The organism is Aquitalea magnusonii, assembly GCF_002217795.2.
GTDB classification, from domain to species: domain Bacteria; phylum Pseudomonadota; class Gammaproteobacteria; order Burkholderiales; family Chromobacteriaceae; genus Aquitalea; species Aquitalea magnusonii_B.
This window is the reverse complement of record NZ_AP018823.1, coordinates 1401948-1424730: the sequence shown is the minus strand read 5'-3', so window position 1 is coordinate 1424730 and position 22783 is coordinate 1401948. Positions and strand designations below refer to the sequence as shown.

19 protein-coding genes and 1 pseudogene are annotated in these 22783 nt (G+C 56.5%); 12 read left to right on the top strand and 8 right to left on the bottom strand.

Annotation, left to right across the window (positions count from 1 at the left end; translation table 11 throughout):
- Position 1 precedes the first annotated feature (1 nt).
- The 4 genes and pseudogenes from urtD to urtA form a co-directional block, all read right to left on the bottom strand.
- Positions 2 to 838 carry an urea ABC transporter ATP-binding protein UrtD gene (urtD, locus tag DLM_RS06945; RefSeq protein ID WP_089084780.1) on the bottom strand — a complete coding sequence of 279 codons (837 nt, stop codon included), beginning with the start codon at positions 836 to 838 and terminating at the stop codon, positions 2 to 4.
- On the bottom strand, positions 835 to 1935 hold the full coding sequence (gene urtC / locus DLM_RS06940) for an urea ABC transporter permease subunit UrtC (RefSeq protein WP_089084779.1): 1101 nt from the start codon (positions 1933 to 1935) through the stop codon (positions 835 to 837). Before urtC ends, urtD begins: the two co-directional genes overlap by 4 nt.
- 11 nt (positions 1936 to 1946) lie before the next feature.
- On the bottom strand, positions 1947 to 3545 hold the full coding sequence (gene urtB, locus DLM_RS06935) for an urea ABC transporter permease subunit UrtB (protein WP_167467053.1): 1599 nt from the start codon (positions 3543 to 3545) through the stop codon (positions 1947 to 1949).
- A 141-nt stretch (positions 3546 to 3686) separates the two neighbouring features.
- Positions 3687 to 4874, bottom strand: a pseudogene (urtA, locus tag DLM_RS06930) (urea ABC transporter substrate-binding protein); the annotation flags it as partial.
- A gap of 436 nt (positions 4875 to 5310) precedes the next feature.
- Between urtA and DLM_RS06925 the strand changes: the two are divergent.
- From DLM_RS06925 to DLM_RS06875, 11 genes are all read left to right on the top strand, one after another.
- Positions 5311 to 5985 (top strand): FadR/GntR family transcriptional regulator, encoded by a 675-nt coding sequence (locus tag DLM_RS06925; RefSeq protein WP_089084777.1) that lies wholly within the window; start codon positions 5311 to 5313, stop codon positions 5983 to 5985.
- Between the two features lie 39 nt (positions 5986 to 6024).
- Entirely contained in the window at positions 6025 to 6819 is a 795-nt protein-coding gene (locus DLM_RS06920) for a transporter substrate-binding domain-containing protein (RefSeq protein ID WP_089084776.1), read from the top strand.
- A gap of 78 nt (positions 6820 to 6897) precedes the next feature.
- Positions 6898 to 7566 (top strand): amino acid ABC transporter permease, encoded by a 669-nt coding sequence (locus DLM_RS06915; RefSeq protein WP_089084861.1) that lies wholly within the window; start codon positions 6898 to 6900, stop codon positions 7564 to 7566.
- Positions 7563 to 8213 (top strand): amino acid ABC transporter permease, encoded by a 651-nt coding sequence (locus DLM_RS06910; RefSeq protein WP_089084775.1) that lies wholly within the window; start codon positions 7563 to 7565, stop codon positions 8211 to 8213. Before DLM_RS06915 ends, DLM_RS06910 begins: the two co-directional genes overlap by 4 nt.
- Positions 8200 to 8931, top strand: coding sequence for an amino acid ABC transporter ATP-binding protein (locus tag DLM_RS06905; protein ID WP_089084774.1), 732 nt, complete (start codon positions 8200 to 8202; stop codon positions 8929 to 8931). Before DLM_RS06910 ends, DLM_RS06905 begins: the two co-directional genes overlap by 14 nt.
- Before the next feature lie 28 nt (positions 8932 to 8959).
- Positions 8960 to 9988, top strand: coding sequence for an allantoicase (alc, locus tag DLM_RS06900; protein ID WP_089084773.1), 1029 nt, complete (start codon positions 8960 to 8962; stop codon positions 9986 to 9988).
- Positions 9985 to 10482 (top strand): ureidoglycolate lyase, encoded by a 498-nt coding sequence (locus tag DLM_RS06895; RefSeq protein WP_089084772.1) that lies wholly within the window; start codon positions 9985 to 9987, stop codon positions 10480 to 10482. Before alc ends, DLM_RS06895 begins: the two co-directional genes overlap by 4 nt.
- Before the next feature lie 1281 nt (positions 10483 to 11763).
- Positions 11764 to 13380, top strand: a complete 1617-nt coding sequence (locus tag DLM_RS06890) for a methyl-accepting chemotaxis protein (protein ID WP_089084771.1) — start codon at positions 11764 to 11766, stop codon at positions 13378 to 13380.
- Between the two features lie 984 nt (positions 13381 to 14364).
- Positions 14365 to 15504: an ABC transporter substrate-binding protein gene (locus tag DLM_RS06885; protein WP_089084770.1), complete on the top strand. Its 1140-nt coding sequence runs from the start codon at positions 14365 to 14367 to the stop codon at positions 15502 to 15504.
- 139 nt (positions 15505 to 15643) lie between these two features.
- Complete coding sequence (locus DLM_RS06880) at positions 15644 to 16735, top strand: FecCD family ABC transporter permease (RefSeq protein WP_089084769.1); 1092 nt, start codon at positions 15644 to 15646, stop codon at positions 16733 to 16735.
- Between the two features lie 2 nt (positions 16736 to 16737).
- Entirely contained in the window at positions 16738 to 17520 is a 783-nt protein-coding gene (locus DLM_RS06875) for an ABC transporter ATP-binding protein (protein WP_167467052.1), read from the top strand.
- A 99-nt stretch (positions 17521 to 17619) separates the two neighbouring features.
- On the opposite strand, the gene DLM_RS06870 is transcribed toward DLM_RS06875, so the two are convergent.
- The 3 genes from DLM_RS06870 to DLM_RS06860 are packed head-to-tail and all read right to left on the bottom strand — an operon-like array spanning position 17620 to position 20235.
- Positions 17620 to 18297 carry a type 1 glutamine amidotransferase domain-containing protein gene (locus DLM_RS06870; RefSeq protein WP_089084767.1) on the bottom strand — a complete coding sequence of 226 codons (678 nt, stop codon included), beginning with the start codon at positions 18295 to 18297 and terminating at the stop codon, positions 17620 to 17622.
- Between the two features lie 48 nt (positions 18298 to 18345).
- Positions 18346 to 19764, bottom strand: a complete 1419-nt coding sequence (locus DLM_RS06865) for a coniferyl aldehyde dehydrogenase (RefSeq protein WP_089084766.1) — start codon at positions 19762 to 19764, stop codon at positions 18346 to 18348.
- 39 nt (positions 19765 to 19803) lie between these two features.
- Positions 19804 to 20235, bottom strand: coding sequence for an organic hydroperoxide resistance protein (locus tag DLM_RS06860; protein ID WP_089084765.1), 432 nt, complete (start codon positions 20233 to 20235; stop codon positions 19804 to 19806).
- A 115-nt stretch (positions 20236 to 20350) separates the two neighbouring features.
- On the opposite strand from DLM_RS06860, the gene DLM_RS06855 reads away from it, so the two are divergent.
- On the top strand, positions 20351 to 21265 hold the full coding sequence (locus tag DLM_RS06855) for a LysR family transcriptional regulator (RefSeq protein WP_089084764.1): 915 nt from the start codon (positions 20351 to 20353) through the stop codon (positions 21263 to 21265).
- Between the two features lie 433 nt (positions 21266 to 21698).
- Here the strand turns inward: DLM_RS06855 and DLM_RS06850 are convergent, their stop codons facing one another.
- Positions 21699 to 22766, bottom strand: coding sequence for a hypothetical protein (locus DLM_RS06850; protein WP_089084763.1), 1068 nt, complete (start codon positions 22764 to 22766; stop codon positions 21699 to 21701).
- Positions 22767 to 22783 lie beyond the last annotated feature (17 nt).

Below are 22783 nucleotides of genomic sequence, written 5' to 3'. Positions count from 1 at the left end.
GTCAGCGCCCCAGATACACTTCGATCACCCGTTCATCCGCCTGCACTTGCTGCAGGCTGCCCTCGGCCAGAACCGCCCCCTCGGCCAGCACCGTCACCTTGCCGGCAATGCTGGCGATGAAATCCATATCGTGTTCCACCACCATCAGCGAATGGCGGCCCTTGAGGGTGAGCAGCAGCTCGGCGGTCTTTTCGGTTTCGGCATCGGTCATGCCGGCTACCGGCTCGTCCAGCAGCAATAGCTGCGGTTCCTGCGCCAGCAGCATGCCGATTTCCAGCCACTGCTTCTGGCCATGCGACAGCAGACCGGCCAGCCGCGCCCGCTGCTCACCCAGGCGAATCAGCGTCAGCAATTCGTCGATCCGGTCCCGCTGCTGCCCGGAGAGGCGGGCGCGCAGACTGGCCCATACCGAGCGCGGCCCGGCCAGCGCCAGTTCCAGGTTTTCCTGCACCGTCATCGCCTCGAACACCGTGGGTTTCTGGAACTTGCGTCCTATACCGAGCTGGGCGATTTCCGCCTCGGAATGCTGGGCCAGATTGATGGTCTGACCGAAAAAGGCCGAACCGCTGTCGGCACGGGTCTTGCCGGTAATCACGTCCATCATGGTGGTCTTGCCTGCGCCGTTGGGGCCGATGATGCAGCGCAGCTCGCCCACGGCAATGGACAGTGATAAGCGGTTGAGCGCACGGAAACCGTCAAAGCTGACGCTGATGTCATCCAGATACAGAATCTGGCCGTGGGTGACATCCACCCCCGGCTGCAACAGGCGGCCGCTGGCCGGGGTATCGCCATCCCAGCTTTCCCGCTGTAGCGCTTGCGAAGTAGTGACGGGCATCATGCCTTCTCCTTGTGACGGCGCAAGAGGCCCAGCAGGCCGCGCGGCAGAAACAGCGTGGTGGCAATGAACAGCCCACCCAGGAAAAACAGCCAGTATTCGGGAAAGGCCACGGTAAACCAGCTCTTGGCCGCATTGATGAAACCAGCGCCCAGCACCGGGCCGATCAGGCTGCCACGCCCGCCCACTGCCACCCAGATGGCAATTTCGATGGAGTTGGCCGGTGACATTTCCCCCGGATTGATGATGCCCACCTGCGGCACATACAGCGCCCCGGCCAGGCCGCACAACATGGCGGACGCCACCCAGATGAACAGCTTGTAATACAGCGGGTTGTAGCCGCAGAACATCAGCCGCGACTCGGCATCGCGAATGGCGGTGAGGATGCGGCCGAACTTGCTGTTGACCAGCCAGAAACCGGCGGCCAGCGCAGCGATCAACAACAGCACAGTCAGCAGGAACAGCGTGGCGCGCGTGCCGGGCGCGGCCATGCCGTAGCCGAGGATGCGCTTGAAGTCGGTAAAGCCGTTATTGCCGCCAAAGCCGGTTTCATTGCGGAAAAACAGCAACATGGCAGCATAGGTGAGCGCCTGGGTCATGATGGAAAAGTACACGCCCTTGATGCGCGAACGGAAAGCCAGCCAGCCGAATACCAGCGCCAGCAGCCCCGGCACACCCACCGCCAGACACAGCGCCCAGGCCAGATGCTCGCTGCCCTGCCAGAACCAGGGCAGGGTTTTCCAGTCCAGAAACACCATGAAGTCCGGCAGGTCGCTCTGGTAATTGCCGTCATGGCCGATGGCACGCATCAGGTACATGCCCATGCCGTAGCCACCCAGGGCAAAGAACAGGCCGTGGCCCAGGCTGAGCAGACCGGTATAGCCCCACACCAGGTCCATGGCCAGCGCCACGATGGCATAGCACAGGATCTTGCCCACCAGGGTGAGGGTATAGGCCGATACATGCAGGCTGCTGGCCGGGTCCGTCCATAAATGCAGGGCCGGCATGGCCAGCAGCACGGCCAGTGCCGCGGCAGCTGCCAGTTTCAGCGGCTGCGGCCCCAGACGGGTGGCCAGCCGCAGGGAAAGTGCGGTTTGCATGATGGTCTCTCCTAGTCCAGTACCCGGCCCTTGAGGGCAAACAGGCCTTGTGGACGTTTCTGGATGAACAGGATGATGAAGCCGAGGATGAGGATCTTGCCCAGCACCGCCCCCAGCGACGGTTCCAGAATCTTGTTGACGATGCCAAGGCCCATGGCCCCGGTGACGGTCCCGGCCAGTTGGCCTACCCCGCCCAGCACCACCACCATGAAGCTGTCCACGATATAGCCCTGGCCCAGCTCCGGGCCGACGTTGCCGATCTGGCTCAAGGCCACGCCGCCCAGCCCGGCAATGCCGGAACCCAGACCGAAGGCCAGCATGTCCACCTTGCCGGTGGGCACCCCCACGCTGTCGGCCATGCGGCGGTTTTGCGTGACGGCACGCACGAACAGGCCCAGCCGCGTCTTGTTGAGCAGCAGCCAGGTCAGCAGCAACACGCCCGCGACAAAGGCAATGATGGCCAGCCGGTTGTACGGCAGGGTGAGCGCCGGGGTGATTTCCCAGCCACCGGACAGCCAGGACGGGTTGGCCACTTCCACGTTCTGCGCGCCAAACAGCATGCGCACCGCCTGGATCAGCATCAGGCTGATGCCCCAGGTGGCCAGCAGGGTTTCCAGCGGACGGCCATACAGATGGCGGATGATCAGCCGCTCCAGCGCCATGCCGATGACAAAGGTGACAGCAAAGGCCACCGGCAGCGCGGCCAGCAGATAGGCATCGAAAGCGCCCGGCCACCAGCTGCGGAACAGGTTCTGCACCACATAGCTGGCATAGGCGCCAATCATCAGCATTTCGCCATGCGCCATATTGATGACGCCCAACAGGCCATAGGTAATGGCCAGCCCCAGGGCGGCCAGCAGCAGTACCGAGCCCAGGCTGATGCCGCTGAAGGCATAACCCAGCATGTTGTAACGCCACTGGCTGGCCTTGATGTCGGCCATGGCCTGGCTGGCGGCGGCGCGCACGCTGGCTTCCGGCTCGCTGGCGGCAACCGTCAGCGGGGCCAGCAGGCTGAGGGTGGCCGGGTCGGCACTGTCGGCCAGGGTGTGGATGGCACTCAGCCGCTGTGCGGCATCCGGGCTGGCCAGTTGCAGGCGGGCGCTGGCCATGTGCAGGGCCTGTCTGACCTGGCTGTCCTGTTCCTGTTGCTGCCGGCTCAGCAGCAAGGGCAGCAGGCCGGGGTTGGCACTGTCCTGCAAGGCCTGAATGGCGCTAAGGCGCTTGCTGCGGTCCGGGTCGGCCAGATCACCAGCGGCATGAAACGCCTCCAGCGCGCTGCGCACGCTGTTGTTGACCGGCAGTGCATCCAGACTGGCGGCATCGCCAGCCACCGGCTGGCCGCTGTCCACATCGCTGAGCTTGCCGTCAGCGCCTTGCAACAACACATGATTGCCATCGGCACTGGTAAACAGCCTGCCCTCTTCCAGTGCGGCAACCGCCTGACGGCGCGGGCCGTCGGCCTGCACCGTCCACTGGGTGATCAGCCCGGCACGGTCGGCCGGGTCGGCATGTGCCAGCTCGGACAGCGGGCTGGCGGCCACCAGACCACTGCACAATGACATTAGCAAGAGCAGGGACAGCCGCAGGAACAGGGGTTTGAACAATTGCATGGTGCTTTCCTTACAGGATATGCCCGCCACCACCCGGACAGGGCAGCAGCGGGCAAGGGCGTGCGTCGTCCCGTGCTGTGCCTGAAACAAGCAACCAGAGCGGCTGAGAAACAGGCGCAGCAGGGATGTTGTCAGCCGCTGTTACTTGCTCTTCACCGGGGTGTCGGGCTTCTTGTCATTGCCCGGAATGAAGGGGCTCCACGGCTGGGCGCGGATCGGGGTCTTGGTTTTCCACACCACCGAGAACTGACCGTTGGGCTGGATTTCGCCAATCATCACCGGCTTGTGCAGGTGATGGTTTTTCGGGTCCATTTCCAGCGTGAAACCGGACGGGGCGGCAAACTTGATGCCGGCCATGGCCTTGGTGACGGCAGCGACATCGGTGGTGCCGGCTTTCTTCACCGCCTCGGCCCACATATTGATGCCCACATAAGTGGCTTCCATCGGGTCGTTGGTCACCAGCTTGTCGGCATTGGCCAGGCCCTTCTTCTTGGCCCAGGCGCGGTAGTCGGCAATCCACTTGCTGTTCACCGGGTTCTTCACGCTCATGAAGTAGTTCCAGGCGGCCAGATGGCCCACCAGCGGCTTGGTGTCGATGCCCTTGAGTTCTTCCTCACCCACCGAGAAGGCCACCACCGGCACGTCGGTGGCTTTCAGGCCCTGATTGCCCAGTTCCTTGTAGAAGGGCACGTTGGAGTCGCCATTGATGGTGGAGATGACCGCCGTCTTGCCACCGGCAGCGAATTTCTTGATGTTGCCGACGATGGTCTGGTAATCGCTATGGCCGAAGGGGGTGTACATCTCCTGGATGTTCTCGTCCTTCACGCCCTTGCTGTGCAGGAAGGCCCGCAGGATCTTGTTGGTGGTGCGCGGGTAGACATAGTCGGTCCCCAGCAGGAAGAAGCGCTTGGCAGCGCCGCCCTCCTTGCTCATCAGGTATTCCACCGCCGGAATGGCCTGCTGGTTGGGCGCAGCACCGGTGTAGAACACATTGGGCGACATTTCCTCACCCTCGTACTGCACCGGGTAGAACAGCAGGCCGTTCAGCTCCTCGTACACCGGCAGCACCGATTTGCGTGATACCGAAGTCCAACAGCCGAAGGTCACCGCCACCTTGTCCTTGCTCAAGAGCTGACGCGCCTTTTCGGCAAACAGCGGCCAATTGGAGGCCGGGTCCACCACCACCGGTTCCAGCTTCTTGCCCAGCACGCCGCCCTTGGCATTGATCTGGTCGATGGCAAACAGCGCCATGTCCTTGAGCGAAGTTTCCGAAATGGCCATGGTGCCGGACAGGGAGTGCAACACCCCCACCTTGATGGTGTCGGCGGCAAAGGCCGGCATGGACAGCAGGCCGGCGGCGGCCAGAACCAGCGGAGCGGACTTCAGAAAAGTGCGACGAGTAGATGCCATGAGATTCCCCTGATGATGTGCTATTGATGTTGCGCTGCGTCATCAAGATAACTGCAATCCGACACCCCCCAAATACGTCACTTGACGTAACTGAGCCGTGCGGTGAAGGCAGCGCAGCGGCCCGCTGGCCTCCGCGGCAGGCCGAAAGCCGGTGCGTATCCATTTCAGTGCAGCACTGCCTCGCTTCGGTGCAACACCATGGACATCTGGCCGCGCACATTCCCGGCCATATACCGCCATAGCCCGCCATTACTGGCTTTTACCGACAAATAAACCGGCTGGCACAGTCTTTGCGTTAACTGGCTCAGCAACTGGTCTGACCGGACAGACCAGACGGACCACCAGAGAGCACAACATGAACGTCCCACAACAAATTGCCCAGGCCTTGCAAAGAAAACTGCAGGATGGCCACTACCGCGCCGGGGAAAACCTGCCGGGCCAGCGTGAACTGGCCGAAGCCATGGGCGTGAGCCGCGCCTCGCTGCGTGAGGCCATTTCCATGCTGGAAGCACTGGGACTGGTGAAATCGCAGCCGGGCAAGGGCGTGCTGGTGACTACCGGCCAGGTGCGCCAGCACAAGGACATTCCGGCAGGGCCGTTTGCGGCCAGCCCGCAAGCCACTTTCGAGTTCCGCATGGTGCTGGAACCGGCGGCGGCAGCGCTGGCGGCGCGCCATATCACGCCGGAGGGCAAGGCCTTGCTGTGGCAGATCCAGTCCACGCTGGAAGACGCGCTGAAAAACCAGGACCTGATCGCCGCCGCAGAAGCCGACCTGGAATTTCATCTGCAAGTGGCCCGCCTGTCCGGCAATGCCCTGTTCCACCAGGTGGCGCGTTCGCTGTCGGCCCCCATCGGCCACAGCCTGCGGCTGCCCTTTGCCGACCACCTGCATATCTGGGAAACCGCCCACGAGCATCAAGTGATCACCAACGCCATTACCCAGGGCAATCCAGCAGAAGCCCACCTGGGAATGCTCAACCATTTGCGCAATGCCGCCGCCAGAGTGGGACTGCAGATGGACTCGCTGTAAGCCACGCCAACACCCCGTCTATTCCCTGGAGAAATCATCATGCATCGTCGCACCTTCATCCGCGGCCTGTTGGCCGCCAGCCTGCTGGGCAGCCTGTGGGCCTTGCCGGCCAAAGCCGAACGCCTGGCCAGCATCAAACAGGCAGGCATCATCAAGATTGCCATTCCGGCGGACTTCCCGCCGTTTGGTTCCACCGGCCCGGACATGAAACCGCAAGGCTACGACATCGACACGGCCGAACTGATTGGCCGCGAGCTGAAAGTGAAAGTGGAGCTGGTGCCGGTCAGCAGTGCCAACCGCATTGCCTACCTCACCACCGGCAAGGCGGACCTGCTGATTTCCAGCCTGGGCAAGAACCCGGAGCGGGAAAAGGTCATCAGTTTTTCCGTTGCCTACGCGCCTTTCTTCAATGGCGTGTTCGGCCCTAAGGATATGACGCTGGACAAGCCCGAAGGGCTGGCTGGCAAGACAGTGGGTGTGACGCGCGGCTCTATCGAGGACCTGGAACTGAGCAAGGTGATTCCGGCCAGCGCCAACCTCAAGCGCTTTGAAGACAATAACGCCACCATTGCCGCCTATCTGGCCGGCCAGGTGCAAGTAGTGGCCACCGGCAATGTGGTAGCTGCCACCATCAATGCACAAAGCAAGCGCCCGCGCCGGCTGGAGCAGAAATTCCTGATCAAGAACTCGCCATGTTACGTGGGGGTGAACAAGGACGATCCGCAACTGCTGGAACAGGTGAACCAGATCATCAACAAGGCCAAGAAGGATGGCGAGCTGAACCGCATCTCGCTCAAATGGCTGAAGACACCGCTGGCCAGCGCACTGCTGTAAGCCAGCCTGTGGCAGCAGGCCGCGCCACAGCATGTGGCTGGCGGGCTGCCCCCTTCCTGCCCACTCGGGAGAATGGTGATGAGTTATCAGTTTGACTTTCTGGCCGTGGCCAGAGAGGCGCCGGAACTGGCCGCAGGCCTGGCCCGCACCGTGGAGCTGACCGCAGTGGCCTGTGTTGCCGGCTTGCTGATCGGCATTGTTGGCGCAGTGTGCCGCGCCTGGCAGTTACGCCCGTTCAACACCCTGTTTGCCGTGTATGTGGAAATGTTCCGCAACACGCCGTTTCTGGTGCAGTTGTTTTTCCTGTTCTTCGGCCTGCCCACCCTCGGCATCGACATTGCGCCGGACAGTGCGGCCATGCTGGCCATGGTGATCAATCTGGGTGCCTATGCGGTGGAAATCATCCGCTCCGGCATCGAGGCCACGCCCAAGGGGCAGATCGAAGCCGCCCAGGCGCTGGCCCTCAAGCGCTGGCAGATTTTCCTGCACGTGGTGCTGCGCCCGGCGCTGTTGCGGGTGTGGCCGGCCATGACCAGCCAGGTAGTGATCGTGATGCTGGGCTCGGCGGTGTGCGCGCAGATTTCCACCGAAGAGTTGAGCTATGCCGCCAGCCTGATCCAGTCGCGCAATTTCCGCGCCTTTGAAACCTATTTTGTCACTGCCGGGCTGTATCTGGCGCTGGCGCTACTGCTGCGCCAGACCCTGCTGCGCGGTGGCGGACGGCTGTTGAAACGGGGACGACCATGAACGATTTCACTCTGGGCGACATCCTGCTGGCCCTGCTCCATGGCCTGCAGTGGACGGCCATCCTGTCGCTGACGGCTTTCGTGCTGGGCAGCTTAGGCGGGCTGATCATTCTGGCATTACGCCTGGCGCATCGTCCGGCACTGGTGTGGCTGGCCAAAACCTTTATCGAGGTATTCCAGGGCACGCCGCTGTTGATGCAGCTGTTCATCGTGTTTTTCGGCCTGTCGCTGGGCGGGGTGGAAATTCCGCCCTGGCTGGCTGCGGCACTGGGGCTCACCCTGTACACCAGCGCCTACCTGGCCGAAATCTGGCGCGGCTGCGTCAATGCCATTCCCAACGCCCAATGGGAAGGGTCGGCCGCGCTGGCGCTCAACCGCTACCAGCAAATGCGCCATGTCATCCTGCCGCAAGCGCTGCGCATGGCCATTGCGCCCACCGTGGGTTTCCTGGTGCAGGTGGTGAAGGGCACTTCCGTTGCCTCCATCATCGGCTTTGTCGAACTCACCAAAACCGGCGGCATGCTGGCCAATGCCACCTTTGAACCCTTCCTGATTTACGGACTGGTGGCCGCAGGCTACTTCCTGCTGTGCTACCCGCTTTCGCTGTATTCGCGTCACCTGGAAAGGACACTCCATGTCGCTCGTTAACATTACCGGCCTGCACAAGCATTACGGCCCCAACCATGTACTGAAAGGCGTGGACCTGACGGTAAGGCAAGGCGATGTGGTCACCCTCATCGGCCGCAGCGGCTCGGGCAAGAGCACCTTGCTACGCACCATCAACGGCCTGGAAAGCTTTGACCAGGGCAGCATCTCCCTGGCCGGCCAGACCATTGGCAGCCGCGATGCCAAGGCCTTGCAGCAATTGCGTCTGCAAGTGGGCATGGTGTTCCAGCAGTTCAATCTGTTTCCGCATCTCACCGTGGGCGAAAACATCATGATGTCGCCGCGCGTGGTCAAGGGCGAATCGCCCCATGTCCTGCGCGAAGAGGCCCACGCCCTGCTGAGCAAGGTGGGCCTGGCCGACAAGTTTGACGCCTGGCCGGACCAGCTCTCCGGTGGCCAGCAACAGCGCGTGGCCATTGCCCGGGCGCTGGCGATGAAACCCCAGGTGCTGCTGTGCGACGAAATCACCTCGGCACTGGACCCGGAACTGGTCAACGAAGTGCTGGCCGTGGTGCGGCAACTGGCGCAGGAAGGCATGACGCTGATCATGGTCACCCATGAAATGCGCTTTGCCCGCGATGTCAGCAACCACGTGGTGTTCATGCATCAGGGCAAGATTCACGAAGCAGGCCACCCGGCCGATTTGTTCTCCCGGCCGCAAACCCCGGAGCTGCAAAACTTCGTCAGCGCCGTGATGTGACACTACCCTATCCAGCCAAGGAAACACCATGAACCACCCTGTTTTGACTGCCTCCCCGGCCGTGCTGCCGGACTGGGCCAGCCAGGCCATCAATCTGGCCGACCCGCGCATTGGCGCCCGCGGCCTGTATGCCAGTGATGAATTCTTTGCCCCGCTGGCACGCATGCTCAAGCCGGAAGCCGCCATTTTCGTACCCGGCAAATACGACGAAAACGGCAAGTGGATGGATGGCTGGGAAACCCGCCGCAAGCGCCATCACGGTCACGACTGGAGCATCATCCGCCTGGCCAGGCCGGGGCGGATTGCCGGTTTTGATATCGACACCAGCCATTTCACCGGCAACTACGCGCCAGCCATCTCGATAGAAGCCACCCACTGCGCCGACGACAGCCTGCAGGCGCTGGAGCAAGCCGTGTGGCAGGAAATCCTCCCGTCCTGCGCACTGGGCGGCAACCAGCATCACCTGCTGCAAATCAGCAATGACGGTGTCTGGAGCCACTTGCGCCTGCGCATTTACCCGGATGGCGGCATTGCCCGCCTGCGCGTGTATGGCCAGCCGGATACCGCATCCGCACTACAAGCGGTGGCAGAGCCGATTGACCTGGTGGCAATGGAAAACGGCGGCCGCCCGATTACCTGGAACGATGCCCACTTCGGCCATCCTTCCAACCTGCTGTTACCAGGACGCGGCAGCAATATGGGGGAAGGCTGGGAAACCCGGCGGCGGCGCGAACCGGGCCACGACTGGTGCATTCTGGCACTGGGCGTGCCTGGCATCATCGAGCGCATCGAAGTGGACACCGCCCATTTCAAGGGCAATTTTGCCGATCGCTGTTCGCTGCAGGCCGCCACGGCCCTCAGCAGCATGCCGGCCGCGCTGATTGCCGAAAGCCAGTTCTGGCCGGTGCTGCTGCCGGAAACCCCGCTCAGCATGGATGCCATCCACACTTTTGCCGATAGCGTGGCCAAGTTGGGGCCGGTCAGCCATGTCAGGCTGAATATCCACCCGGACGGCGGTATTTCGCGCTTGCGCCTGTTCGGCCAGGTGGCGCGATGAGCACGCCCCTCCTGCGCATCGAAGCGCTGACTGCGGCCGCCTTCCAGCCTTTTGGTGAGGTGATAGAAGCCAGCCCGACGGCGCAGCACTTTGCCATCAATGGCGGCAATACCCTGCGCTTTCATGACCTGGCCCGGCTGGACGCCGGCCCCGACGGGCGCATGATGGTCAGCATTTTTCGCGGCCAGCCACGTCAGCTACCCTTTGCGGTGAGCATGCTGGAACGCCACCCCAAAGGCAGCCAGGCGTTCATGCCGCTCTCCGGACAGCCTTATCTGGTGGTGGTGGCCCCGCCCGGCCCGCCACCCGGAGTGGACACACTGCGCGCCTTTCTTGCCAGCCCGCAGCAAGGGGTCAACTATGCGGCAGGGGTGTGGCACCACCCCTTGCTGGCCTTGCACCAAGCCTGCGATTTTCTGGTGCTGGACCGGATGGGCAGTGGCCCCAACTGTGACGAAATACAACTACAGCACAAGGTCATGCTCAGTCTTTGATACGGCCATCCTGGCACCATCGCTAAAGATGCCACGCCGGCACTTCCTCTCCCCACCTTGCCGTGCCAGAGGCAAACGCCCGCCCCCCAGCGGTGCCGCCAGCCCATCCACTTCCTGCTGGCGCACCGCCGCTGCTGCCGCGCTAAATCGCCTTGCCGCACAGCCTCTCCCCCTCCTTCTTGCACTAGCTGCCTCAGCCTGCCCTAGCCCAAAGGCGCAGGCTCTAGTCAGCCGATTAGCGGGGTGTATCCACCGTCGCTGAGTGGGCATGGCCAGCGGGACAGCCCATGTGCGTACCGCCATGCCACCAGACCAAGACCAGCCCTGATGTGTGCAAGACCATCATGGCGAAATTGAACAATGCCCCGGAATTGGATGCAATATAAAGGCTGATATCAAGCACAGCACATAATGCCAATGTAATATATGATTTTTTTATTTCTCATATCACATATTTATATTTGACAATTAATAAAATAATCATAACCATTTGGACTACCAATCCGCAGTTACGCTGGAATCATATGCGCAAGACATTGCTTGCCGAAAATGTCAACGGCATTTACCATGATTTACATCAAGCGCTATTACCATAAGCAGCGCCAGCCAAGGGGGGATCAAGCGCTCAATATACAAACGCATATATTACGATGGGTAATGCCCTATCCATCGCAAGAAGCATAAATCACTCATTAGCGACAATGGCAGTGAGTTGGAACACTATATTGACCATAGAATCCGATATAAAAAAGCATGCATAAGAACAAGCCCAAACAGGCATCCACAGCGAAAATCATTGGTTCTCATTTCCTATCGATGACATTTAGTAATGCGTGCCGAAACATCAGCAAGCACTGCCAGACTATCACGCAAGCACCCTGCCAATTCCAGCAGAATGGTTGATACGATAGCCATCATTCCTATGATCGATACGGCATTCATCGGTATACCTTCGCAGTCAACATACCTGGCCGCAGCACTGGCCATTCATTTCAATACGGGACTCGTCCAAATCCATGCGCACTCTCAAATAAGCTGCCCCACCCCATCTTAGCGATAACTAGCATAACAAACACACCCGCTGGAGACATTTAAACTTACCTCACGCCTATCCATACTCACAAAACGTTACGTCGAGCATGAATATAAGCAAAAATCTCATAATAAATTACCAAACCAGGGATTGATGCAAACAGAGATAATTACCATGTCAATTGCTTCAAACTTACAAGTGCTTGCGCATCAACCATAAGCAACATCAACAAAATCAGGGAGTAATGCATGACTATTTCAAGAAAACTATTAATACTGATTCTCATCCCGATCTTAGTTCTTTTGATTGTTCTTGGATTTAATTTTTCCGACATGAAGCGAGCCGAAGCCATTCAGCGTAGCTTCGTAGAAGATGGCTACCCTAGCACCATCATATTGGCAGATGCCAGAGCTGCAATGTGGAAAATGCGAAAGGCAACCAGTGATTATCGTCTTAGCAAATACGAAACAGGACATATCGCCAATAAAAGCCAATTTGAAGATGCATATTCTGATTTGCAGCGAGCACTATCAGAATTCAAGCCGCTTATCAATGGCGATGATAAAGATCAGAAGTATTGGGAAAATGAGTCAAAGTATGCTACCGAATACCATGATATCGCATTAAAACAGATGGCAAAATTTGACAGCGGAGACTACCAGGCAGTCACAAGCATCGGCATTCCGCTAAAAGAGACCGGAGAAAAATTAAGAGAATCGCTGCTAGAGCATATCAAATATCAAAAAATACAAATCCAGGCACAAATAGATAACAGCAAAAGTGAAAATACCACCAGCCAGATAATATCAATAGCACTTGCAGTCATCAGCATTCTATCGTTGATTATCACTGGGCTGCTGATTAGCAGATCAATCACAAAACCATTGAATCAACTGACTGATGGCATGCTGCATATTGAAGAGAAACTTGATCTCACCCAAAAAATTCCTGAAATCAATAGCAATGATGAAGTTGCCAAAACAATTTCAAGGTTTAATGCATTAATACAGCGCCTTAAAGACAGCATCCATACCGTTTCGTATCAAGGTGGTGAACTGGCGGGTCTTTCCAGCAATCTTGCAGCCGCCGCCGGCAATGCATCAGCGATGGCCAGCCAGCAAAGCAGTTACGCATCAAGCATAGCGGCAGCCATCGAGCAGTTAACTGTCAGCATTAACCACATCAGCAACCAGACATCAACACTGAGGGAAACAGGGAAGAATGCTTATGCCGAAGCAGAAAACGGCAGCATGATCATCGAAAAGACCGTAGATAGTATTCAAGCAATCGCGGACACCACACAGAAAACAAGTCTGGCCTTGCAAGATCTGGCACGCAGCACCAATACAATTACCACAACAGTTGGCCTGATCAAGGATATAGCAGATCAAACCAATTTACTGGCACTGAATGCAGCCATTGAGGCGGCACGGGCCGGGGAACAAGGACGTGGTTTTGCCGTAGTGGCCGACGAAGTGCGTAAACTGGCTGAACGTACCGCTCACCTTACTAGCGAGATTGATGGGCTGACAAAAGACATTGAAAGAACCTCGCAAGCCAGTATTGTTTCCATGGACGAAACACGTTTACAGGTTCTCAGTGGCGTGGAAATGGCAGGTAATGCATCAACTGCAATGGAAAAGATCAGCCATGAGTCACATCAATCAATGTCAATGGTGAGTGATATCGCAGCAGCCATTCAGGAGCAAAGCGCTGCCAGCAATCAAATTGCACAAAATATCGAACACATTGCTCAAATGGCAGAAGAATCCAATGCAGAAGCACAAAAAGGCTTGCAGCTCGCCACGAAAATGAAAGAAACCAGTGATGTACTGCTTAAGTCGTCCAGCGTGTACAAAACATAAGTTTTTTTGCGACCGCACAGACTTTATTGGCTGGTGTATTCGTTAATTTCACAAATGCCTTCTCTACACGCTAGCGAAGGCATTTTTTCAGTGCTGGCGATATGTATTGCTTGCACCGCCCCACTTTGCCCAGACTACTCGACACTCTGCCACCAGTGGTATCAGAAGCTGCTCTCTGCCAGCCACCTTGCACAAAGCGTTCAAGACCGCAGCAGCATCCAACAGCTTACCCAGCGCAGCTCTTATATCAGCGCACCAGCCAGCCGCACCTACCGCACAGCCAGCCCAAATCTTTTGCTCGAAGGCAGCAGGAAAACCCACGGCCAAGGAGCGCGGCAGCCGAAGCGCCGTCAATAAAAACCCTGTCGTGGCCTAGCGCCACCCTACCGCACTGCTTGTACTGTCTGCGGCGGTGCAACTGGCGCCAGGGATGCTGCGCTATTTTGTTAACCACGCCAAACACCACACTCTTTGCCAAAGAGTGTGGACCGGACATGCCCTCATCCCGGCCCATGCGTCGCCCAGTGCTAACTCAGGCCGGGGTCGGCACAGCCCAGTGGCGAGCACGCCTGGATAGCCATGGCACACGGCACAGAGCTGGGGGGATCAAGGCGTGCTGCGGCAAAGCACGCGCCCTGGCAGCACAGGGGCGCGGGCCATGCCCAACACAGGGATATGCGCTCGCGCCGTAAAGCCTGTGCAGCCATCTTTGCCAGGGCTGAAGCCTCTGGAGCAGCCGTGGCGTTTCACATCGTTATTTCGCAAGATACAAAGCCCTGCCGAATAATCCAATGTCATTTTCACGCTTTGACATCCATTACAATTCCTGATGAATTCATACCAAATTCTAATTTGGAATGATAACTATTATTATCTAGAATATGTCCCATTCAAGGGGCATCCACGGTAAAGGCGGATGTTTGACTCAATATACATTTACCCAATCACCATATTGCACAGTATGGTGGGTATCAAGGTGACACCGTGACTTTAAATGTAAGAAAAGTAATTTTCGCCTGCGCGACATTATTGCTATCTTCATCAATTTTTGCATCCAAATTCCCACTGACTGTTCTGGATGCGGCAGATAGAAGCGTAACGCTCAAGCACGAGCCTACCAAGATTGTTATACAAGACGGCAGGGATATTCTTGCATTTGCACTGCTAGATAGGGACAATCCATTCAAACGCATTGTCCTGTGGAATAATATCCTCAAGAAAAACGACCCCTCCTCCTGGGCCACCATTGTAAAAAAATGGCCAGTTGGCAATGATATACCAGACATGAACTTCAACGATGATGGTCAGGTAAATCTGGAAGAGCTTATAGCAAAAATGCCGGACCTGCTTATCGCTCAGTTACGATCAAAAACCGTCCTGCAGCAATCAGGTGTTTTTGACAAACTTTCCCGTCTGAATATTCCCATTGTATTTGTCGATACCGAAGTTGAACCTGTTAAAAACTCAATCAAAAGCATTGCATTGCTCGGCAAGATATTAAACCGGGAAGAAGAGTCTGCGCAGTATATCAACTTCTACAATACACACCTGGAAAGCCTGGAAAAAACAATCAGAAAACAAAAAAATCATCCATCGGTATTTGTTGAGGCACTCGCCGGAAAAGCAGGTCTGGATTCTTGTTGTTTTACACATGGCAATAAGGGATGGGGAAAGCTGGTAGAAGCAGCAGGCGGCGTTAATGTTGGCAGCAAGCTATTACCAGGTGCCACTGGCACGGTCTCGGTCGAGAAGTTACTTGCCATACAACCTGACATCTATGTGATGACAAGTTCGCAATGGACTAGCAAGGGGTCTGCTTCCATACCCTATGGCTATGGTGCCAACGAGAAAAAGATTGATACTGCATTTTCAAACCTGCTCAACCGTACTGGTTTTTCATCTTTGAATGCATTTAAAAAAGATAAAATATACGGAATCTACCATCAATTTTACAACCATCCGTACAATATTGTTGCGCTTGAATATCTTGCCAAGGACTTTTACCCAGAATCATTTACCACGCTAAATCCGGAAAAAACATACAGCGAAATCATTGCCAGATTCACACAAATTCCTGACTTACCGATTATCACCGGGTCTAAAATGCCAGCCGGCAAGCATTAAATCATTCCGGCCTGTATGATTAGCAAACAATACAGGCCACTCACCTACCCGGATGCCATGTCAAGCGTGCAATATATTCTCATGCATATTCACTGCATATATTGCAATTCTTGCATGGCATGAACAATTTTGAGACAAGATGAATTCAAATGTGTGTGTTTCGCTAGAAACAAGTCAAGCACCAGAGCGCGCAATACATAAACGCTACCAAGCCAGCATCAGAAAAAAAATACTCGTATTTGTTGTGCTGGCTGTACTTTTACTAGTCTGCGCAGTTGCCGACATTGCCATTGGCTCAGGTACATTGGACATAAGCCAAGTATGCAATGGGCTTATTCACCCGTCCCAGGTGAGCCCTGCGATACAAGTTGTGCTGTGGGAAATCCGGATGCCCATAACATTGACAGCGGTTGTTGCCGGTTTGGGCTTGGCCATATCCGGATCACTTATGCAAACTGCGCTTGCCAACCAGTTGGCGGAGCCATTCACCCTAGGAATTTCTGCCGCAGCAGGATTTGGTGCGGCGATCGCTATTGTATTTCAAACCTCGATTATCGGCCTGATCGGAATACCGATTGAATATGTGATCATGCTTAACGCATTTTCATTTTCACTGATGACGGTGCTGATGATAGCGTTTTTTGCCACCAGAAGAGATTTCAGTATTGAAATGATTGTTATGCTTGGAATAGCAATTCATTTCATCTTCAGCTCGCTTCTTGGTATTACGCAATACATTGCCGACGCCGACCAGTTGCAATCTTTGATTTTTTGGAGCATGGGCTCATTAGCAAAAACAAACTGGACCAAAGTGTATATCAATTGCGCCGTGGTATTTTTATCCCTGCCTATAATATTTTTTCATTCCTGGAAGATTTCCGCACTCCGCGCCTTTGGTGACAATGCAATTACATTTGGCATTCCGGTAAAAAGAATCAGGATGCTACTGTTACTGCTCTCAGCACTGATCGCCGGCTGCATTACCTCAACCATTGGCATCGTTGGATTTATTGGCCTGGTTGCGCCCCATGTAACCAAAATATTAGTTGGTGAAGATCAGCGATTTGCCTTGATTATTACTGCCCTCACCGGATCAGTGATGATGACCATGGCATCCATACTGAGCAAGGTCATTTTCCCTGGCGTGATACTTCCCATCGGCATGGTGACATCATTAATTGGTGTTCCATTTTTCCTGTGGCTAGTCATCAATAAAAGACGAGGAATCTGATTGTGCTTGCAGTGAATAACTTAAATGTAAAATTTGGCAGCTTGAATATTCTGAACCAGGTGGATTTCAATGCACACCGTGGTGAGACGCTTGCCATTCTGGGCAGAAACGGGGCGGGCAAATCGACCATTATAAAATCAATTGCCGGCTTAATTAACTGCAACTGCACGCTGCGATTAGACAACAAGGATATAACAAGCCACAACCCGGTTGCACGTAGCAAGTATATTGGTTACGCAGGACAGACAGATCATTTCAATAATGTAAAACTAACCACATTCGAGTTACTGCTACTGGCCCAGCAAGGCAGGTTTGCAGGCTGGAGCGTGCAGGATGAATGTTTGCAATCGGCAATAGCCATGCTGTCCATGTTGGGTATTGAAGACCTGGCTCATCAATATCCGGAGAAAATGTCAGGTGGGCAACGTCAGTTGGTTTCACTGGCATTGGCGTTGATCAGCGCGCCTGAAATCCTACTTCTGGATGAGCCTACCTCTGCTCTTGACATCGCAAACCAAATTCATCTGCTTTCGGTTGTTGCCAATTACACCCGTGAGAAAAACATCATCACCATTGCGGTTCTGCACGATCTTAATCTGGCAAGCCAATATGCAGACCGCTCCATCTTACTGCACAATGGCGGTGTTTTTGCGGAGGGAAATACTGCCGAGGTATTAAACAATGACAATATCTCTCAAGTATATGGGGTGCAGTGTGAAATTCTGTCAACTTCAGGATTGAATTTAATCTTTCCCGTCAGCATAAGCCATGCGCTGGCCTATTAGTTTCTGGCATAGTGCAATCTTCACCCAATTGGCCCGATGCTGAAGCGAGCCGCACCATGAAAAAAGCGCTACATCGGTAGCGCTTTTTATTGCTGCCTGTTAGCCCAGCTTTTTCAACAGCGCTTGCGCTACGCCTTCGGAGCTGGCCGGATTCTGGCCGGTGATCAGGGTGCCATCTTCCACGATGAACGGTGCCCAGTCGGCTCCTTTCAGATAAATGGCCTGCAGACGCTTGAACTCGTCCTCGATCAGGAAAGGCACAACATCTGTCAGCTCAACCGCCTCTTCTTCGCTATTGGTAAAGCCAGTTACCTTGCGACCGGCCACCAGCGGCTTGCCATCGCGGGCTTTGACGTGACGCAGTACACCAGGGGCATGGCAAACAAAACCAATCGGCTTGCCGGCGCGCTCAAATGATTCGATCAGTGCAATTGACTGCGCTGATTCGGCCAGGTCCCACAAGGGGCCGTGACCGCCGGGGTAAAACACCGCGTCGAAATCTTCCTGTGTTACCTCAGCCAGGCGCACGGTATGGGCCAGCGCCTGCTGGGCCTCCGCGTCGGCCTTGAAACGGTGGGTCAGTTCGGTCTGGAATTCTGGCAGATCACTCTTGGGGTCCAGCGGTGGCTGGCCGCCCAGCGGTGATGCCAGCACCAGCTCCATCCCTGCGTCTCTGAAGACATAGTAAGGTGCGGCAAATTCCTCCAGCCAGAAGCCGGTTTTCTTGCCGGTATTGCCCAGTTGATCGTGTGAAGTCAGCACCATCAATACTTTCATGCTCGGGTATCCTTTATTGTGCGGCCAGTTTGCGGCCGGATTGCAGTGTCATGCGGTTTGCAAGAAGGCTTTGATTGCTGCCAAACCGTCTTGATGCGGAGCGCGCAGACGCAGATTCGATGCGCCATCCTCGCTTTGCACCACCACAGCCTTGGCGTGGCTAAAGCGTTTGAAGCCGTGAATACCGTGATAGGCCCCCATGCCGGAGGCACCCACGCCGCCGAAGGGCAGACTGTCGATGGCGGCATGTGTCATCACATCATTGATCACCACGGCACCGGATGTCGTCTGCAGGCTAAAGCGTTGCTGTTTGTCCTGCTGATGGCCAAAGTAGTAGGCCGCGAGTGGGCGCGGGTGTGCATTGATGTATTGCAGCGCGGCATCAAAGCTGGGAATGCTCATCACCGGCAGCAGCGGGCCAAAAATCTCTTCTTGCATGATGGCCATGTCGTCGGTGACATCCAGCACCAGGTGCGGAGCCATCTTTCTGCCATGGGGGTCAGCATCTGCCTCCCCTGGCGCAGCCAGGCTGATGACGGTGGCGCCTTTTGCCCGCGCATCGTCCAGCAAGCCTTGCAGCCGTGCGAAATGCTGCGGGCTGATGATGGCCGTATAGTCCGGATTATCCTGAAAACTGCGGTAGCTGTTGGCAACAAATCTGCGTGCAGCATCTACCAAACCGGGACGGTGTGCTGGGGTGAGCAGCAGGTAATCCGGTGACAGGCAGATTTGGCCGGCATTGAAGGCTTTGATGGTGAGCGTGCGGGCGATGGCGGTCTGCAGATCCGCATCCTCATCTATCACTACCGGGGATTTGCCACCCAGCTCCAGGGTGACTGGCACCAGATTTTCAGCCGCAGCCCGCATCACATGCTTGCCCACTGCCGTGCTGCCGGTAAACACCAGATGATCGAACGGCAAGGCACTGAATGCGCGGCCAATATCGGCATCGCCTTGCACCACCACCAGTTCATCCGGGGCAAAGTACTGCCCCACCAGTTCGGCCAGCAAGTCCGAGGTGCGCGGTGTCAGTTCCGATGGTTTGAGCATGGCGGTATTACCGGCGGCAAACACCCCGGCCAGCGGACCGAATGCCAGGTTGATGGGGAAATTCCACGGGCTGATGACCCCCACCACCCCCAGGGCTTGTTGTTCGATGCGGGCCTGCATGCCAGGGGTGCCCGCTTCCACCACTTGCGGGCGCATCCACTCACCAACATGCGCGGCGGCATATTGCAAACCCTTGATGGTAGTCACCATGTCGACCAGCAGTGTTTGATACTGGCTGCGGTGGGCAAAGTCGGCGCTGATGGCATCCGCCAGTGCCTGATGGTTTTCCTGGATCAGCCGTACGCTACGCTGCAGGCGATCACGCCGCAGCTCCAGGCTGGCCGGGCCTGCGGCCAGTTGCGCTTTCTTCATTGCCTGCAGGATGTGGTGCAAGTCTTGTGGAGTTTGGGTGTCCATATACGGTTTCTCTTGAGTTGGGCCAGTTGGAGCGGGGAATCAGATTACCTGCAGTGCAACGTCGATATTGCCGCGTACTGCATTCGAATATGGGCAGGTGGCATGGGCGGTGGCTACCAGCGCCTCCGCCTGCTCCCGCGCAACACCAGGCAATTCAATGCTCAGGCTGATGGCCAGGCCATAGCCGCCTTCGCTGCGCAGACCAATCCCCACCTGGGCGGTGACGCGGGCATTGTCCGGCACCTTGGGATGCGCGCCCTTGCTCAGGGCGGACACTGTCTTCATGGCACTCAGAAAGCAGGCGGCATAGCCGGCTGCAAACAATTGTTCCGGGTTATTGCCAACATCCTTGCCGCCCAGTTCGCGCGGCAGGCCCAGCCAGATATTCAGCGAGCCATCGCGGGTGCGGGCATAGCCATCACGGCCGCCGGTTGCAGTGGCTTCAGTTTGATACAGAATATTAGTCAACATGGTTATCCCCTTGATTGGTGTGCATTTCTGCGATGGGGAAATCATAGGGGAGACTGGTATCTGGCCGCCAACAAGGGTATTTTGGCGGGGGTATAATTTTTTTTATGGGCAAGCCATGTCACTCGTTCGTCTCAGAACTTTTGTCGAGGTATACCGACAGCACTCAATCAGTGGTGCCGCCAGAAGCCTTAACCTGACCCAGCCGGCGGTGTCGCAGCATATAGCCGGTCTGGAAGTGGCCATCGGGCGGCCCTTGTTCGAAAGGCAAAGCCAGGGCGTGCTACCGACTGCTGCGGCAGATGAACTGGCTGCGGATATCGGCGACAAGCTGGATGCGGCAGAGGCGGCGCTGTCCACGGCGCGAGCACGTTCGGCGGATATCGCCGGCAATCTGCACATCATCGGTCATGCCGACTTCCTGGCGGAAAAGCTGGCGCCTGCCCTCGTCCCCTTGCTCAAAGAGGACATCCGCGTTCGACTGCATGCTGGCGATGGGCCGATGGTGACGCAGATGTTGCTGGAGGAACACTACGACCTGGGCTTCTCCGCTCACCCAGTCACGGATGCCCGGCTGAAGGGAGAACTGATCCTGAGTGACCGGATTCTGCTGGTGGCTGCGCCCGAAGTTGCCCGACGACTGAGAACTGCCCAGGATCTGGGACAGGCGCTGCAGGCTGAACCCTTGCTGGCTTACAATCTGGAGCGCTCCCTGATTGACCACTGGCTGGAAAAAAACCGTATTCATGCGCCCGGTCTGATTCCCGCACTTACCGGCCAGGATCTGCGAGGCTTGCGCAGCCTGCTGAGCCAAGGCTTTGGCTGGACGCTGCTGCCGCACTATCTGTGCCAATCCCAGCTGCACAGCGGTGAACTGGAAGAAATTCCCCCCCCGCTGGGCCACACCGAAATCCGCTATTACCTGATCTGGTTGCCAAGTAAATTACGCAAGCCGCGCGTTGCGCACGCGCGTCAAACACTGCTGTGGCAACTGGGTGCCAACGCTAAAAAAGCAGACACCAGCACCGCATAGCGTTTACCCGCCAGGCGTGAGAGAGGCAGCTCACACCACGGCCAGATAGGCATGGGGCAGCTATCGCGGCCAACCGCGGTGGCCCGGTTGTGGGGCCAAGGCCCAAGCAAATGGCGGGCAGTTGTGGCGATGCCAGGCACCTTGGCACCGCCGCTGACGGGTGCTTGACAGCAAGCGCCTGCACCGCCACGCACCGCAAAAATGCCAGCCATGCAGGCAGCACAGCGATCCGGCTCTTGCGGCTGGAAAAACACCGCCCGGTTACGGCAGCAGCGACATCCCACCACGCCCAGGCAAGCAGCGCTTTCAGCGCTTGGCGCGTACACAGGCAAGACATAAGAAAAAAGCAAAGTCCTTTATGTAAGAACTTTGCTTTTGCTGATCGCGATTAAGCTGCCATCAAGCCGGGCAGATCAATCAGTGATGGGCAGGTTTATTTATGAAACTCCGCCTCTACGCCGGCGTGCAGCAGCTCCTTGATGTTTTGGGCACTCTTGGTGCCGTTGTATTCAAAGTCGAATTGCGTGCCGCCCGCGCCACCGTTCTTGATGGTAAAGCGCACCCCGCTGAGGATGAAAAAGCCAAAACCAGCCGCCAAGGCAGTACCCACTCGCAGACGGCCGGACAAGAAGGTAAGCAGGCCATCGGCGGCTTTGAGCTGATCACTCCAGTCCACTTCGGTAATCAGATCCAGTTGCGCAGTGGCAAGCGGTTCGTCCGTCTGCGGAGCCACCACATTCGCCAGGCTGATCAGTTCGGCATGGGAATTGCACAGTGCCTGATGGCTGCTAACCAGTGCCTGATAAGCCTGGGCAGAAACTTGCTGCGGCGGACGGCCGGGGGTGACGGTCCATGTGCCATTGGGCAGCAGCGTCACCGTGCAATTGAATTGCTTGAAGTCAGACAGTTGCACGGTAGCCGCCTGGCTGGCGACATCCGTCCATTGCGCCAGGGCGTTGTAATCGAAGGAGCCGGTGCTGATATAAAAAGAAAACTTTGGCTCCAGGGTACGGGTTACGCCCGGTGCCGGCGACCAAGTCATGCCAATAAAGCCGGCAGCCGATTGAATACCGAAACTCATATTGGAAAACCAGCTATTTTCTTCGTTGCCGGGTTTATCAAAATTATTGCTGGTAATCTGAATGGTGCCATCCTTGGTGGCAGCACCGGTTTGTTTCATGGTTGGCCCTTTTTTGGGCGGCACCGTTTGCTGATAATTGGCCAGGAAGGCCTGGTTAATCTCGGCATTCAGCGAGACATTGGAAGAAATCTGCACATCCAGGCCCACGGCCTGATTGCTGGCACCAGCGCCCACCCGGTATTGCAGCGGCACGCCAAAATTATTCAAGCTTTGTGAATTACTATCGATGGTCAGGCAAGCGCTGGAATTGGCGAATACCGCCGGATCAGCCTCCAGGGCTTGCGGTGGCTTCAGGAACAACCAGAAATTCTGAGTATCTGCCGATTTATTGATTACATAGATATTGTAAGTCTGTGCCATTTCAAATTTCTCCAAAA

What these genes read in the sequence shown, in the direction of transcription:
- DLM_RS06905 (WP_089084774.1), top strand. Translation starts at nt 8,200, where the DNA reads ATGTCGCTCGTTAACATTACCGGCCTGCACAAGCATTACGGCCCCAAC.
- DLM_RS06915 (WP_089084861.1), top strand. Translation starts at nt 6,898, where the DNA reads ATGAGTTATCAGTTTGACTTTCTGGCCGTGGCCAGAGAGGCGCCGGAA.
- DLM_RS06920 (WP_089084776.1), top strand. Translation starts at nt 6,025, where the DNA reads ATGCATCGTCGCACCTTCATCCGCGGCCTGTTGGCCGCCAGCCTGCTG.
- DLM_RS06855 (WP_089084764.1), top strand. Translation starts at nt 20,351, where the DNA reads ATGTCACTCGTTCGTCTCAGAACTTTTGTCGAGGTATACCGACAGCAC.
- urtB (WP_167467053.1), bottom strand. Translation starts at nt 3,545, where the DNA reads ATGCAATTGTTCAAACCCCTGTTCCTGCGGCTGTCCCTGCTCTTGCTA.
- DLM_RS06870 (WP_089084767.1), bottom strand. Translation starts at nt 18,297, where the DNA reads ATGAAAGTATTGATGGTGCTGACTTCACACGATCAACTGGGCAATACC.
- DLM_RS06895 (WP_089084772.1), top strand. Translation starts at nt 9,985, where the DNA reads ATGAGCACGCCCCTCCTGCGCATCGAAGCGCTGACTGCGGCCGCCTTC.
- DLM_RS06925 (WP_089084777.1), top strand. Translation starts at nt 5,311, where the DNA reads ATGAACGTCCCACAACAAATTGCCCAGGCCTTGCAAAGAAAACTGCAG.
- DLM_RS06850 (WP_089084763.1), bottom strand. Translation starts at nt 22,766, where the DNA reads ATGGCACAGACTTACAATATCTATGTAATCAATAAATCGGCAGATACT.
- alc (WP_089084773.1), top strand. Translation starts at nt 8,960, where the DNA reads ATGAACCACCCTGTTTTGACTGCCTCCCCGGCCGTGCTGCCGGACTGG.
- urtD (WP_089084780.1), bottom strand. Translation starts at nt 838, where the DNA reads ATGATGCCCGTCACTACTTCGCAAGCGCTACAGCGGGAAAGCTGGGAT.
- urtC (WP_089084779.1), bottom strand. Translation starts at nt 1,935, where the DNA reads ATGCAAACCGCACTTTCCCTGCGGCTGGCCACCCGTCTGGGGCCGCAG.
- DLM_RS06910 (WP_089084775.1), top strand. Translation starts at nt 7,563, where the DNA reads ATGAACGATTTCACTCTGGGCGACATCCTGCTGGCCCTGCTCCATGGC.
- DLM_RS06860 (WP_089084765.1), bottom strand. Translation starts at nt 20,235, where the DNA reads ATGTTGACTAATATTCTGTATCAAACTGAAGCCACTGCAACCGGCGGC.
- DLM_RS06865 (WP_089084766.1), bottom strand. Translation starts at nt 19,764, where the DNA reads ATGGACACCCAAACTCCACAAGACTTGCACCACATCCTGCAGGCAATG.
- DLM_RS06890 (WP_089084771.1), top strand. Translation starts at nt 11,764, where the DNA reads ATGACTATTTCAAGAAAACTATTAATACTGATTCTCATCCCGATCTTA.
- DLM_RS06880 (WP_089084769.1), top strand. Translation starts at nt 15,644, where the DNA reads ATGAATTCAAATGTGTGTGTTTCGCTAGAAACAAGTCAAGCACCAGAG.